This is a genomic window from Ehrlichia ruminantium (assembly GCF_009728835.1).
Classification (GTDB): domain Bacteria; phylum Pseudomonadota; class Alphaproteobacteria; order Rickettsiales; family Anaplasmataceae; genus Ehrlichia; species Ehrlichia ruminantium_B.
Map to the genome: position 1 here is coordinate 1,190,548 of NZ_CP033455.1, position 16,217 is coordinate 1,206,764.

Sequence of the window (16,217 nt, forward strand, 5' to 3'; positions counted from 1 at the left end):
TATTAAAAATATGAATACGCGGCCTATTACGTCTCCTAGATATACTTCCTGCATAACCACTTTCAATATCATCCCTATCATTCCCATTGTCATCTTCATAACAACAATTTTTAAATATCTTACTACACAAGGAATATTCTTTATTACTATACAGCATATACATCAAATAAACAAAAATAGCTAGACTAACTCCAGTAACAGCGACATATGCAAATATTTTCATACCACTATCAGTAGTAGTACTATTCCTATCTGTAGAGTCATACTCTAATGAAGGTAATGATGCGTTCAATGGGATATCAGTACTATTCACTCCCGTAGTATTAAACCCCAATAAGTTAGTAATTGTAGTATTAACAAAAGATGTAAATGCACTCACAAGCAGAGTACTAGTAGTACTATTAACCATTGTACTATTATTCTCTGATGATTCACTGGTTGTATTAACAGAGCTACTTGTCGTTATATTACCAATAATCCGAGCTAAAATACTCTGTATTACACTCATGAAAAGTAAACGACGCATAATCTATACCAAATAACACACATATTCTATACTACTAAAAGTGGTATTAATAAGTCAGTAAACAACCAAAACCATACAATAGTATATTGTAAAATTATGTACTTTTAAAACAACAAGCAACTAGACAATTTCTACATTGAGTAATCCATACCATACCTTATGGGTTATAAAAACAAAATATTAGCCACAACAATTATACAAAAGTTAATAAATAATAACATTATTGATCATATTTAGAACTATGATACAACTTTGTTACTACAATTACTTACACTTTAAATAGTAAAACACTTTTATTAAGTATCATTTATTTGTACAAATTTTATGTCATATATATGGTTTTTAACTTAAGATCAATCAAAATTATTAAATATCCAAAACTATGAACAACTTATATTATTACAATTACTTACACTTTAAATAGTAAAACACTTTTATTAAGTATCATTTATTTGTACAAATTTTATGTCATATATATGGTTTTTAACTTAAGATCAATCAAAATTATTAAATATCCAAAACTATGAATAACTTATATTATTAAAATCAAACAGTAAAAACATCCTGACTAACATGAATTATCTCAATAACTCCCATACTATAGGCATAAAATTTAAGATGCCTAGTATAATAAAGTAATCTATGTATACTGTATAATGAGGTTAGTAAGTAACCGATAATTAAATACAACATATAATATTAATTAATAATCATGAAAATATCTTTACGATTACAAATGTACCTCCAGTAATTGATATCATAAACTACAATTAATATTAAAAAACTCTTCTACTATAATCGAGTTTCATAAATAACACTATTACCACCACTTGTACGTATAACAGTGACACCCATTAACTTAAGCGGTATTTCATCTTCTTCCTCTTGAGATTCGTTATTTGTAATATTAATGGCTTTTTCAACATTTTGTAAATTGTCAATCTCAGGTAGACCATTTATATTACCATTATTTTCTACAGTGGTTATATTATTCCATACTTCTCCCCCCCCCCCTCCTATATTTTTTTCAACAACTTGTAAATCACCATTCACAAATATATCATCTTCATTATTACTATTTACACTATCTTCTATTTCACTTTCACTTGAATATCTCAAACTACTACAACTTGAATACATTATACTATCATAATCTGGCATACCCGTACTAGGCCACGGTTTATAATCCTCAACTACCTCCTGTTCATAACTTACGTTATTCACTATAATCGCTTGATTAACATGACCCTCCGGCTCATCACACTCAGTTTCATTAATACTATCACCATATCCGCTATCACGACGATATATAGGACGATTACCTCTCCGAAATAGCTGAGGCCATAAAAAAAAAAAATAATAAATAGTACGGACATACACACAACGGATACAATACGTTTATCATTGTTCTCGTTCAATACAGTAGTACTATTCCTTGAGAAAGAATTAGTAACAACAGTAGGTGAAAAAGGAACAGATGTATTAGGCAATACATCAGATGAAATATTACCTATTTCTTCAGATACATTACCTACAGGCTGTATAATAGTATTATTACGTAGTACTGCACTAACAGCAGCATTAACAACAATTCTAAAAGCACCTAATATCGCATGTAGTAAATCACTAAAAAGCATAACACCACAATAGAAACATATGTACGATTTATTCTACAGTACAGGTACAATAAATCAACAGACAAATAAAACTACAATAAAAATACTGTAAGTACACAAAAGTATATATCCTTAAAATAATAAGAGATTAGAAACAATGAACACTAGGCTAAGAACTTATAGTCCCTATAAGTAAAAAATAGTCTATTAATTATATCCACAATCTCATAGAATTATTTACATTATTATAGTTAACTCTGATATCAAACACTAAATACTAACACCCAAGGAAATTTCTTCTATAAATCAAATTTATAATATACACAATACAATCAAGTAATGTTTTAATTGCTAAAATAAAAGCTACGATACCCCAGCCTAATAATTATCAGATATAATTATTTAACAATTTTGACAATAATATTCTATCGTAATACTATTTATTATTATCTACATTACTAACTTACTACCACATTATACTCTATAGACAAAGTTTCCCTTATTACTTGATATATAAAAAACTACAGAAATTTGTAAATTTTTCTAGGATATTCTTGAGTATATTCTTTATTAAATGACTAGTTAGATTGTAATAATTATGTGAAAGTTATAAACATTTACGACACAGCTTATATTTTAAACAGCACTATTATCTCCATTACAAACCTATAGTCTAGTTTCATTAATGCTAGTTGAAGATACAACTCTTACGCTTTGAAGCATACCTTCTGCATCTTCCCCCTGTTTATCAAACTCTTCATCGCTATTGTTTTCATCACTCTCACTTGAATACCTGAAATCAGCAGAACATACAGTCTCTGCAGTACTTATATCATCAAAAGGCTCACAATTAATACCTTGAAACGCAAATTCCATAGAAAATGAATTATCACCTTCATCCATATTATTGCTATTCATGTATTCAGGATTATAAACAAATACATAGTCCTCATTCTCCATAGAATTCATATTACTCTCAATACTAGTTCCGCATCCACTATCTGGCTCATCATAAATATAACCACTACTAACACGTCCAGTACGGTTTATCCTACTACAAAGTCCATTACTAACACATAATCTTATAAGACATGCTAGAAATATAACTACAAACCCCACAAAGCACAGTATATAATATTGCACATAGCTGCTAGAGTGATCAACAACATTATTGACACTTGTAACATGATACAATGAGCTATTAGGAATCATAGTAGTACTTTGCAATATATCACCTACACCTGTAGCATTATAAGCTACTGGGCTATTAGGAGTCACAGTAGTATTTTGCAATATACCATTTACATCTGTAGCATTATAGGTTAATGAAGAATTAGTTAAAACACCAGTAACATTTTGCAATTCATTTGCTACACCATTCATCAACTCAGTAGCATTAGCCCTAACATCTATAGAGTTAACCCTTGCCCTAGTATTCACAGCAAAATTAGTAACAGCTTCAACTACAAGATATAAAAACCCCAATACTTCTTTTATCATAGGCTACACCAAACTAACACACATTACTATTATAAGAAGTGCTTTAACAAAAAACAACATGCTACTGATCACTTAGTCAGTAACATACTGAAAAACATTCTGATAAAATTTACAAATTTCTATAGTTTTCATACATCAAGTAATGAATAAAATCTTGTCTATAGTAATGTAGCGAATGCACCAAAACATCAACCTTGTCACTTTAAAACGTCTAATTAGTACAATCAGATGATTCCTATTATCCTATAATTTAATCATCCTATTTCATAACTTATAATTCACAAATTTCCACAATTTTTTATATATCAAATAATTAGTACAATCCTGTTTATAAAAGTGTAATTAACACATTAAAACACTCACACTTAAACTTCCTAATTACTAAAATCAGGTAATTCTTATTATCCTACAATTTAATCATCCTATTTCATAACTTATCATCCACAAATTTCCATAGTTTTTCATATACCAAATAATTAGTATAACCCTACCTATCAATGTTTAATCAATGTATAAAAAATATTAATCTCCACAATTTCTAAACCTTTATCAACAGAATTAGTCAGACTCTTACTGAATGATCACTGAATGACCCTACTTACTAAATATACTTTATATACACTTCTACTAAAATTTACTACAATAACCAAAATGACAAGTTAACACATATATATAACATCACTAATATAAGTTAAAATAAACTTATTCTATTTTTTAACTCAACTTCATTAAATACGCTATAAATTAGCTTTTTATACACTTAATAATCATTTTTAAATTAAGAGAAATGTAACTAAAATGTTAATAAGCCAGATTCTGACATTAACACTTAGTAACCTAAATACATTGGCATTTATGCATTTAAAAACAGAATTTTAAAGTATCATAAACTCTAACTTCTACATTTTTTATAACTCATATTAAGATTCACATCTCTTAGATCAGTATACTTTCCAATAATGTAGAGCTATTATAACATACATGTGATTTTTAAGACATATTACTTATATATCTCATAACATATATGTATAATATAGTAATTAATCACCATATCAAAACTTAACCTAGAATATAACTAGACTTTATATTTTACTATTGGAAAGTATACTGATCTAAGAGATGTGAATCTTAATCAGATGACACGAATATAACTGAATAAATATTTTATACACATAACTCTATATACACCAACTGTACTAATATTAAACACTGTTTTTCATACACATAATAGTTTGAAATATTACAATCAAAAGCATCATACATTTGCAATATGATATTCTATTAATAACATTTCATATACTACTAACTACCCCATTGTTATATATTTCATATTTATAAATTAATAATTACATAATTTATTAAAAAATTTAATGTATACAAAACATAAAACTCATTATTAGAATTATATAATCACTTACTCTAGAAGATTAACTCTAGAATTATAGTACAGTATATATCATTAGTACTTTAACTAAAAAATACCAACACACTTCATTAATATGACAAAACACAGCATATAAATTGAACAACTTTACTTTGTACTCAGAGAAATATTATATATTAAATTTATTAATACCTAATTTCTATACTCCTAAGTAATATTATTAACATATACCTATATAACAAAATAATTAGAAGCACTAAAATTTAATAAATTTAACTCAATAACTCCTATATTAATAAATACTAACAATATTACTTTAAGAATAATCATGTAGCATGTTTTTCTAGATAATTTTATTTTGAGCGATATTAAAGCTATGAACACACATCACAAGATACAGGAACAGTTATTGCAGCATAAGACGATGGTGACAATAATTTTGGATTACATTTGAAGCTAGATGGTTTTAGGCAATCATCAGTAGACTTTAAAGGTGTAATTTTATATTTATCACATAAGTTAGACACAACATCCCAGATAAAAGCTCCTAATAATACAAATAAATAAAGCGCAAATACTGCTATCAGTATTACAAGAAGAGCCACAACCATAGGATTATCACCACCACCACTACAATCACTGCTACACATAATGCATGGATTATTTTTTATTATTTTTTTACAATATTTCCACTTCCAACCCTTGTTTGTTTCGTCTTCTTTAGCAGATTTATTCTTATGGTTACTTAACATACAGGTACACCTCTCTTAACCAAGGTTAAAATAATTAAAGTAATACTATTAGTATTTTAACTCATAAAAATTAATTTGTATAAAAAAATAAATATATTTCCACCTACGAATTATCCAATTATACAGTAATCTAAAAACATCATTATTGATCTATCGATGCTTACATCCTGAATAAACACACTCCAACAGAAATTTAAGATTTATAAAATAAGCATTAAAAAGTCATATCATCTAATAGCAATATAATTATTAAAAATAAATATTGTACATTAATAATATTCAGAACAACTAAGACATAAAACTTTTGGAAGGAAAAGTTGGCAATACAGATATATATCCTGTAGTATTATCACTCTAACTATATTGCTTCACAAAAACACCTAATACATTTGCAATACAATATAAACTCTAAGTCACGTACATAAAAAATTATAGAATACCTACCAAGAAAGGCTACTAGAAATACAGTTCAATATAAAATACTGACCAATAAATTGTTTGTGATATACAACACCACATTAATCGACATATTTTGAGCAAAACTTATACTACAATCATTTACTCCTGTATACTCATGTACTGAAATATAATAAAATTACTGACAAATAAATTGTTTGTGATATATAACACCACACCAATCGACATATTTTGAGCAAAACTTACACCACAATCATTTACCCCTGCATACTCATGTACTTAAATATAATAAAATTATTGACCAATAAATTGTTTGTGATATATAACACCACATTAACCGACATATTTTGAGCAAAACTTATACTACAATCATTTACTCCTATATATTCATGTACTTAAATATAATAAAATTACTGACCAATAAATTGTTCGTAATATATAACACCACATCAATTGACATATTTTGAACAAAACTTATACTACAATCATTTACTCCTATATATTCATGCATTTAAATACAATAAAATTAATGATTGCATATCATACAATAGGTATAACCAGATACTTACTCACTATACATTACTAAAACTTACTATTTTAATATAGAAACATAACATATGACATTATAAATAAACCTTATAGCAAAAATACTCACATACTAACCTATGCACTCTGAACAAAGGTACCCCCACCATTTATACAGAATAACATTTGTAACATACAAGAACTATCATTTACATTAATACAAATAATTTAATAAGAAGAAATAATACTATACATAATAACCATTACATACTACCTCATGATAAGGTGGTGGAGGATCGAGGTGTAAATTTTTGTTACAAATCTGGACATTACCACGGACATGAATTCCAGGATATATAGCAATACTATCGACATTAGAAGATGGATTTTCACTTTCATCAATATGCATTACAGGCCAATTAGTCACATCAGCTCCACCATGCATATCAGTACCCGTAGTAGATTGATAACAAGATCCCTCACAAGGAGGTGCACTAGGCTGAACAAACTCTGTACTATAACCCTCATAAGGAGGTGCACTAGGATCTACAGACTTATTACTCCAACCTTGAAAACCATCATTATAATTCTGATCTTGTTGTTGTACTCCATTCATAGGATTTTGCCTACGTGACTTTATTTTGTCGTATATGTTGCAGCACACATCAAATATAAAAGCAAAAAATAATACTAAGAGGTACATTACAATAAGTACAAAAAAGAATATCATGATTAATGTACCTAGCAGAGGATGGTCAGCATAACACGCACATATCCATATTAATGGATTATAAAGCAGCTCTCTTGCCAAACCACCACTATATCTTGAACCCAATATTGTCATACAAACTTACCATTAATAAAAGCAGTTTAATGCTAAACAACATGTACACATTCTTAAATACAAGCATTATTACTATGAACATAAACCACAAGAATTGAGGCTTAATACTACCAAAACACAAGCACAATGCTAAACTACTATACTATAAAAACCCCATATAACCTTTAACAGCATACATAATAGATAAGCATAACCTTGAAAAACACCTGGCACTCACATATATTAATAAGTCACTTAATATATATACACCATTAAGTAGATAATATAATGTTTATTATACACCAAAACTATATTTTCACTACTTCTTTTTATATACTCTATACCTAAACACAACAGTTACATTAACAAATATCACTAATAACATATATAAAATATATAACCAGCCTACAGGTAAATGTAATAAAAAACAAAAACACCACTTATCATAGTAGTAGATGTATACTTTTAACTAGTAAGATGACATATATAGTCTGTTATACAAATCAGAATCAGCACAAACTATGCTGATTCTCTTAACCCATATAGCAAACTGCAGTAAATTAACTACATCCATTACTTATTACAGCACAATTAAGTAGCATAAAGATTGTCATATAATGCATACAATAATTAAGTATTATCGAATAAAAAACAACCACATAATAATCCACATCTTGATATTTTAAGAAGATAAAATCATACATATTTCTTGTTTACAGAGAGACACATTTGTATTACAAGTAGCATCGCCCTCTATAAACTTAGCAACTAATTTTGGTATACAGACCAATTATTACATTTAGCGTTAATTTTACTATATGCCATACGTTCCTTAAGCAATAATCAGCAATTCTCACTATTTAATACTACACACAATTTAGCTTATAGAACTACTACATATAAAATAATCCAAATTGCTTATATACTATATATTCTTTACTGCAAAAATACTTATTCCTTTACTAAGGGAAGCTCTTTATCTAAAATGTTAGCAATTTAATCTATCCTACATACTACACAGACTATAACAAGCATAGTCTTGTATTTATATCCCTTTTACACCTTAAGAACTTTAGTATAAAATTCTCCCACTTCTTACCTTACAGGGATAATACCAACATATATTACCTAATGACAATAGAAACTTACACACAATATAATAAGAACATGATACTTAAAGGCAGTGTTATAAAATAATAAAACTAACATTCGAAAAAAATATAATAATCTAACGTATACTAATCATATTAATCGAAAAGTTTTGATATCACCTAAGAACATTACTATTTAACAACAGCTTTTATACCCAATAATAACAACGATAGATTTAATTCTATAGCATTCTTAGATCAACTAATAATATAAGATCATTAAAATATTAGAGTAATCAGCAAAATCCATCAAAAATCATAATTTCTACAACTATAGGTACAATGCTAGTATTTTTTTTAATTGTTTGTATAATATAAATACGATGAAAACTGTACACTCAATGTAGCATCATTTTTCAATACTATACCTTACACATAACATCATAAAAGTACATTATATGATTATTTTTATATACATTAAGTATACAACTTAATACTTACATAACCTTTTTATCTTATTGATTTTTTCCTTCGCTATATAATACACTAATAAACTAGTAGAATTCCAAATTCTGATTTAGAGGACCCATAGAATAACAGTATTTCTGTATAAAACTACCAGACATTAGTAGTATATCATTTAAAATTTCAGATATACTATTAAGCTCAATAACTCTATATGTTACTTCCTACCAATACAAAAACATATTACCACTCAAGTTACTTTATTAAAGCAGGTCAAATGCTAAGCCTAAATTATATTACTATCATAACATAATTCACATTACCCTATCTCTAGGTTACTTAAACTTAACAAAAAACACTTACCTTAACGAATGAACACCTATTATTTAACTATAATTTAACATATACCTATTCCTTGAATATTCACAGTATATTGTTAATCATATTTTTAATAATAAATCACCAAGTAACTTCTAGAGACAATACAATACAAATCTAATCTTGTAAATTTGCAAAATATTATAGAAAACCTAACAGGAATATTAATAATCAAAATTACCTATACTTAATGCATAACATGCTAAAATATCAACCTACCAACCTTATACCTTGCATAAGATCATGTACTAATGCTCCACCATTACCCAAAATTAATTCATCTGGAGTCCTATCATCATTGGGTAGTGCATCTCTTAAATCTAAATCATGCTCACCTTTATATTGATTTTGACTAAGTTCGCCAGAACTTATATTTACACCTTTTATATTTTTCTCCGTTTTCTCTAGATTTACTCCTCCTAAACCTAACGGACAAATTTTTTTCTCAAGGTCCGGATGCTCAGCACATACCTTAAAAAATTTTGTGAGGTTTATACCCGTAATACCACAGTGTAGACCACACATAGCAAGACCCAAGATCGAATTGATCGCTATAGCAGCCTCACTAGTATATTGTGGGTCTTTCGTATTCCGTAATATTTCCCGTATTTTATTCCCACATAGTTCCACATATTGCATAGAAACAAGTCTCTCATCCAAAGATAAGAAAACGTCCGCAAAAGGATGATTGGAAGGAATGTTTAGCTCTTCAGGATCTAATGGAGCGAGATCTCCGCTAACTAGTGCATACATAGATCTTGCAACATAAAATAATGGATCATGAACATCTCCCTTATCCTTATCAAGAACATCAAGTATTGACTTAAGTTTGTACTTTTCAGGTTCTTTTTTAGCATGGAATATAGAGTCATAAATAACAATCATACCACAAACAAAAAGCAATACTGGAAATAACAAAAGAAATACAATACCACATACAAAATATGCTAGAGACTTTAGCAATATGTCCTTTGCACGTTGCAATTTACTTTGTTTAACACTTTCTGACCCCTCAGAAACTAGATCTACGCCAACTTCTTTTTTACCCTCTAACAGATCTTTAAGAACTTTCTTGTTGTAGCGAATAGCATTGCTGAGATTAACATACGTTTTTGACTTTAATGACATATACACAACACTTATTAGTAAACACATTTTCATGTTACCAGAAATTTAGAGATTATACAATAAAAAGATTAAGGACCTACCTAGTATATATATTAAAAGTATATATAATGACTCATAAACTACACAATAATTAATACATTGCAAAAAATAATGATATAACGTCAAATATGTATTTAAGAGTAATATATCATAGTTTATAGTATATAATACAAAATACTATTTACCATACACTCTTAAAAAGACATCCCGAACTTAAGTAAAGGCTTCCTACCAATAGAAACTATAATACATTTCAAGTATCGGAGAAAATATGATACTTCCAAACTTAATTAAATACACCTGCTATTTAAAAAATAAAGATGATTAAAAATAACAAGAATCTAGATACCACAACCATAATAAACTAGAACTTAAAACCTAATATAAGGTCTTGACTAAATTTATATAATAAACATTCCTTTATAGTATATAAAATAAAAAAGTCAGCCACAAATGTTTAAATAGTGCCAAGTGTAGTACAGCCATATCACTAAATATTCTTATCTAACATTTTAACAAGTATACTACCTACAAATACTACAATCGGAATACAGTATAATAACTAACTACTAACAAAGTATATTACCCATACCTTCTATACTTACATAAACTTGAGAACAAGATAACTCACTATTACCCGACTGAACAACAGAATTCTGATTCTTAACAAATATATTTTCACTACACATTTTTACCTCATTACAAGCCTCAACATCAACAAAATAACTATTAACACCTCCATAACATGTAGTACCCGCAGAGCAACACATATCTTTAATTAATAATATAGAGTAAAAAAGCAAAATTACAGGCAACAATACAACAAATATTATCATTAAAAACGTAACTTGAATACAGGCTATTATAGGATGATGTAATATATGCAACCCTAAGTACATGCCACCTGGATAATCCTCTGGACCTTGCTCTATGCTCCCTTGACACTGACTCAATTTTATAGACAAAACCCTAATTTGCTTTTCTATAAATTGCCTTAACTTTATTAGCATACACACAACATAGATAACCACTATGTTGTATTATATTATTAAAATAGCAGGCCTAGCAACAGAAAGTTAACAAGATAACCTATATATACACTAAAACATATATAGTTTAAATTATTCGATATAATAATCAATTTTATAGACCATAGGAAAGAACACATTTAAACACATGCTTAATAAATTAATATATCATAATACAGCATATAGTATAAAAACCATGTTATTTATACACCTAACTTCAACAACATATCATTATTTTTGAATAAGTGCTAACTACACCAACAAATGGCATCATAAAATACTTGACACTTATACCTAGTCAAAAAAACTAGCCGCTCAGCAAATCACATTACAAAAATACTCAAAGATGTCATAGAGAACATAAATACTACAGCTAGCATAGAACAAAACTTAAGGACGTAACACGAGAACCTTTTTCATCTACAATATAAAATTAAATAGCAGTATAAATGAAAGCTTTCAAGAATATCCTCCTAATGTTTAAGTACAATATACTAGCGAATTTTACAAGTAACACCTAACTAAGTGATTTTATACATATACAATAAAAATTGATAATAATTAAGATACAGAAGAGACACTGATATCGCTACAATAACAAGGATCTCAACAGCATAATTGCGTATTAGGAGACCCTTCATTATTACGACCATCACTACCTGTGTCGCCACCAGAGTTAGAATCCTGTTTTATTTCAGATGAATTGCTCAAGATTGTAACAGATGTACTACCACCTGGACCACTCGGATCACTACTACTAGACACCTGATCTGCATTATTTACTGGATGTATTCCTGATTCTTGATCATCGTGTTTTGCAGACATACAAGAACAACACCACCCCACCAGGTCGTCACTATGTATATTGGAAAAAATACAAGCAGCAAAAGTACAACAATAAGCACAGCCTGCACTACCTTTACTATAATATTATTAGAGATATAAGGAATTCCAAAAAATTCACCATATGTTTTGTTACTTCGACCTTTGCGACTCTGATTTTTGTGTAAATCTGTTAGTGGTTTTTCTTCTTGATCGTTCGGCATAATGCATAACACTTAATAATTACTTACACTTTGTATTTTACCATGCACCAATACATTTTACAACAAAGAATTAACAATATAACTAATATTATACACCAAAAATATGTGGTTAATGAGGTACTTGATAGTAATAATTAACTTTATAAATCACAGAAAAAATAATAATACACTCGAACACATGTTTAACAAGCTAACACAAATAATGTAGCACATGATATAAAAAAACCACGTTACTGCCTTATTCTAACAACATATAATTGCTTTTGAATTTTAACTATTCCAACAAATGGCATTATAATAAACATTAAAACACTTTGTACTTATCCCTAATCAAAAAAATCTGTTATTCAGCGATTACACATCACAAAAATATCAGATCATAAAGGATGCAAAATTACAACCATCATAGTATAAAAATTTAAAAACGTGATATGAAAGTCTTACTTAGTAATAACATAAATTTTTAAGTAGAAAATACCACTAAAACCCTTATATCAATATTATCTAACGCCTACACAAATAAACTTTACGGTTAATATTTTAACTACATAATTTATCAATACAATCAATAATTAAGGTACAGAACGCCCATTGTTACAACCACTAGAAGTACCATCTACTAACTGTGAAGAAGGGTCTTGGGCATCACAATTATGATCACTATCAGTACCACCAGAGTTTTGACTAGAGGATGCTGCTACTCTTACATATCCCATGTCCCTTACTTCCAGCTCCTCTCCTCCTTGATTTACTTTTTCAGGTAAACACTTAAAACACTTATTAAAAATCGATACAAGCATTATTACTGGCAATAATAGCAGCAAAATTATTAAACAGAACATATCTTGTACTATCCTTAATGCAATATTATCGAACAGATAAGGAGTTCCCAAAAATGGATCTGTAGAACTATCATAAGTATTTTTCTGTTTAGTACTTTGTACTTCCTCACTAGAAGCCTTACCCGACGACTCTGCACTAACATTGCCATCTTGCGAACCTGTTAAGGGCTGCATTTCTTCATGCATTGCGTTCTGTCTTTGTAGTCTTTTCTTTCTTACCTTTTTTTTTATAGGTACTTGTAATTTTTCAGTTGTACGCTCACCTGAGGATATATCTGAATCTGAACTTGAGTCTGTTGGATTGGGAGACATAATAACTTAATATTTAACAAGCCATTTATCTACGTTACCATAAATCAACATATTTTGCAATAATAAGCTATACATAATTTAATATATACAAAAATATGCGTAGTTAATGGATAACTTGATTATAGTAATTAATTTGATAGATCATATAAAATTAATTATTACATCATAAACATATGTTTAATCAACTGTACTATAGTAACTGCTGCAGCAACTACATATACTACCAGTTTCAGTACCACTTATATCTATATGTCTACTAGGCCCACCGCTACACTTTATGCTCACGTCTTTTTGGAATACAGAGTCAATCTTTTACGCCGTCCTCTTCTATATCGTCAACTACACAACAACAACACATACGTATTGCTTCCACTACAAAAACTATAGGGAATAGTAGTACGAAAAGCAGACAACACATTATAATTTGTATTCCCTTTAAGATCGGATTGCCAGACAAAAAAGCTGCCCCCATGAATTTCCCATAGGGAGCATTAGGGTCTATTTCAGGTTTAGGTTCAGGTTTTAATACTTTTTTTTCATTACTAGCTTCCATACTACTATTTACACCTACTTCCTGCGTACCCTGTACATATTGACTATTATGGCTTTCCGTTATATATGAACGTTCCTCTACATATTCTACTTCTTCTCCTATAGGACGGTATATCTTATTTCCATCATAAAACATAACATAAAGTAATTAGTTACACGTTAACATTCTACCACACATCAATACATTTCACAACAAGAAATTAATAATACAACTTAATATATACATCAAAATATATGTAGTTAATGAGGTATCCGATAGCAATAATTAACTTTATAAATCACAGAAAAATAACAACACATTCTAACACACGTTTAACAAACTAACATAAATAGCACATGATATAAAAAACCATAATAGTAGTTATCCCTCAAAATATATCTATAATTTTGGATAAGCTATACCATATCAATAACAAGAATCACTGAATTCTCAAATATCTTACATAAAAAAACTAGTTATTTGATAAATTTACACATAAAAGTGCTTTGAAGGTATCACTATACGACATAAATATCATAGTTCACATACCAGAGACATTGAGAATGTAACATAAAAATCTTCGAGCAGGATATCACTCAAACTCACAATAACTTTTAATGATATAATGATGAATTCTTCAGCCAATACCCTACAATAGTATTTACAATAAACACTATTTATACCAGAACCATCTGTATAATATTGACTAACACTACCACCGTATATAGCTGTAGTAAGGGATTGTTTTCTAATTCTAAAAAATGCATTACTAGAATCTCCAGATACAAAATGTCTTATGTCTTCTCATTGAGTCCCTTTAAAACATAAATATACAGTAATATTGGCGATAATATAATAAGGATAATTGTATAGACAACACCTTATACAAACCTTATATAGGATGTTTAAAAATACACATGAATCATACCCCAACATCTGTTAGCACTACTATAGCTTGGAATATGCCACCTCTAAATTCATAAAAATCCTTCAAGACTTTACTCAGTTTCGACATAGTAATAGTACATAAGGTGATAATTCTGGAGCTGTATCTGAAAAGTCACTGTCATTACTATAATTATCTGAATCAAAAAACTACAATCTTTCTCTTATAGATCTACAAAATGGAAAAGTTCAAGGATATTTCTGAATGTTTAACCATTTCTTTTCTTTTTTACAATCCTTTTCATATAAATACACCATAAAAAGAAGAGGCAGTACCAGCAACATACAATTATTACAAGTACAATAGCTTGTATAAGTTTGAATATCCACAAATCAGCTTTATCACTATACTTACCATTTTTGACTCAACGTCTCCAAAATCCATGTAAATCTTTACGTAGACTAACATAATGTAAAAAAATTCCCATTGATCTACTTGGATATATACTTAATAACTTACTATCTATAGTTTTAATATTAATTCGTAAACTTGCATAATAGAAAAAATCAACTATGTATCATGATATACCCCAGAAATTACATATAACTAATAGTTACTTTGATAATAACTGATACTTTTATCACACATAATACCAGTATCATCATAATTGTTGTATTCTTGTATTAAAATACCTACAGGTTGGCAGGATTATTGGTTGAATACCACAGTTGATTCAAAAGCTATAAAACAAAACATAATAAACACTGCTACAAACACATATATTGCTAATTTACATATTATATAATTATAATTTCCAGAACATATATAAATAATCTATAAAACACTAGCATAGCTATATAATAATACGATACGAAATACTATCTATTATGAAAAATACACTCTTAATTTGAGTAAACACTACCAATA

At 28.5% G+C, this 16,217-nt stretch carries 12 protein-coding genes; 1 reads left to right on the plus strand and 11 read right to left on the minus strand.

Going from position 1 to position 16,217, the window contains the following annotated elements; genetic code table 11:
* Both EDL80_RS05035 and EDL80_RS04080 read right to left on the minus strand, forming a co-directional pair.
* Positions 1 to 526: hypothetical protein (locus tag EDL80_RS05035; protein WP_196587315.1), on the minus strand; the 526-nt coding region annotated here is incomplete at its 3' end.
* A gap of 792 nt (positions 527 to 1,318) precedes the next feature.
* Positions 1,319 to 1,906, minus strand: a complete 588-nt coding sequence (locus EDL80_RS04080; protein ID WP_158406904.1) for a hypothetical protein — start codon at positions 1,904 to 1,906, stop codon at positions 1,319 to 1,321.
* A 24-nt stretch (positions 1,907 to 1,930) separates the two neighbouring features.
* On the opposite strand from EDL80_RS04080, the gene EDL80_RS04085 reads away from it, so the two are divergent.
* Positions 1,931 to 2,176: a hypothetical protein gene (locus EDL80_RS04085; protein ID WP_158406905.1), complete on the plus strand. Its 246-nt coding sequence runs from the start codon at positions 1,931 to 1,933 to the stop codon at positions 2,174 to 2,176.
* 632 nt (positions 2,177 to 2,808) lie between these two features.
* Here the strand turns inward: EDL80_RS04085 and EDL80_RS04090 are convergent.
* The 9 genes from EDL80_RS04090 to EDL80_RS04130 form a co-directional block, all read right to left on the minus strand.
* Positions 2,809 to 3,642: a hypothetical protein gene (locus tag EDL80_RS04090; RefSeq protein WP_158406906.1), complete on the minus strand. Its 834-nt coding sequence runs from the start codon at positions 3,640 to 3,642 to the stop codon at positions 2,809 to 2,811.
* Positions 3,643 to 5,400: 1,758 nt separating this feature from the next.
* Positions 5,401 to 5,778: a hypothetical protein gene (locus EDL80_RS04095; RefSeq protein WP_158406907.1), complete on the minus strand. Its 378-nt coding sequence runs from the start codon at positions 5,776 to 5,778 to the stop codon at positions 5,401 to 5,403.
* Positions 5,779 to 6,967: 1,189 nt separating this feature from the next.
* The gene (locus tag EDL80_RS04100) at positions 6,968 to 7,564 is read right to left on the minus strand and encodes a hypothetical protein (RefSeq protein WP_158406908.1); all 597 of its coding nucleotides are present in this window, start codon (positions 7,562 to 7,564) and stop codon (positions 6,968 to 6,970) included.
* A gap of 2,123 nt (positions 7,565 to 9,687) precedes the next feature.
* The gene (locus tag EDL80_RS04105; protein WP_158406909.1) at positions 9,688 to 10,605 is read right to left on the minus strand and encodes a hypothetical protein; all 918 of its coding nucleotides are present in this window, start codon (positions 10,603 to 10,605) and stop codon (positions 9,688 to 9,690) included.
* Positions 10,606 to 11,213: 608 nt separating this feature from the next.
* A complete protein-coding gene (locus EDL80_RS04110) occupies positions 11,214 to 11,654 on the minus strand; it encodes a hypothetical protein (RefSeq protein ID WP_158406910.1) in 441 nt (146 codons plus the stop codon).
* Positions 11,655 to 12,278: 624 nt separating this feature from the next.
* Positions 12,279 to 12,497 carry a hypothetical protein gene (locus tag EDL80_RS04115; protein WP_158406911.1) on the minus strand — a complete coding sequence of 73 codons (219 nt, stop codon included), beginning with the start codon at positions 12,495 to 12,497 and terminating at the stop codon, positions 12,279 to 12,281.
* Complete coding sequence (locus EDL80_RS04120; RefSeq protein WP_158406912.1) at positions 12,452 to 12,718, minus strand: hypothetical protein; 267 nt, start codon at positions 12,716 to 12,718, stop codon at positions 12,452 to 12,454. Before EDL80_RS04120 ends, EDL80_RS04115 begins: the two co-directional genes overlap by 46 nt.
* 572 nt (positions 12,719 to 13,290) lie before the next feature.
* Positions 13,291 to 13,872 carry a hypothetical protein gene (locus EDL80_RS04125; RefSeq protein ID WP_158406913.1) on the minus strand — a complete coding sequence of 194 codons (582 nt, stop codon included), beginning with the start codon at positions 13,870 to 13,872 and terminating at the stop codon, positions 13,291 to 13,293.
* 304 nt (positions 13,873 to 14,176) lie between these two features.
* Positions 14,177 to 14,560, minus strand: a complete 384-nt coding sequence (locus EDL80_RS04130; RefSeq protein ID WP_158406914.1) for a hypothetical protein — start codon at positions 14,558 to 14,560, stop codon at positions 14,177 to 14,179.
* Between the last annotated feature and the right edge of the window lie 1,657 nt (positions 14,561 to 16,217).

What these genes read in the sequence shown, in the direction of transcription:
- EDL80_RS04110 (WP_158406910.1), bottom strand. Translation starts at nt 11,654, where the DNA reads ATGCTAATAAAGTTAAGGCAATTTATAGAAAAGCAAATTAGGGTTTTG.
- EDL80_RS04120 (WP_158406912.1), bottom strand. Translation starts at nt 12,718, where the DNA reads ATGCCGAACGATCAAGAAGAAAAACCACTAACAGATTTACACAAAAAT.
- EDL80_RS04115 (WP_158406911.1), bottom strand. Translation starts at nt 12,497, where the DNA reads ATGTCTGCAAAACACGATGATCAAGAATCAGGAATACATCCAGTAAAT.
- EDL80_RS04095 (WP_158406907.1), bottom strand. Translation starts at nt 5,778, where the DNA reads ATGTTAAGTAACCATAAGAATAAATCTGCTAAAGAAGACGAAACAAAC.
- EDL80_RS04125 (WP_158406913.1), bottom strand. Translation starts at nt 13,872, where the DNA reads ATGTCTCCCAATCCAACAGACTCAAGTTCAGATTCAGATATATCCTCA.
- EDL80_RS04105 (WP_158406909.1), bottom strand. Translation starts at nt 10,605, where the DNA reads ATGTCATTAAAGTCAAAAACGTATGTTAATCTCAGCAATGCTATTCGC.
- EDL80_RS04130 (WP_158406914.1), bottom strand. Translation starts at nt 14,560, where the DNA reads ATGTTTTATGATGGAAATAAGATATACCGTCCTATAGGAGAAGAAGTA.
- EDL80_RS04090 (WP_158406906.1), bottom strand. Translation starts at nt 3,642, where the DNA reads ATGATAAAAGAAGTATTGGGGTTTTTATATCTTGTAGTTGAAGCTGTT.
- EDL80_RS04100 (WP_158406908.1), bottom strand. Translation starts at nt 7,564, where the DNA reads ATGACAATATTGGGTTCAAGATATAGTGGTGGTTTGGCAAGAGAGCTG.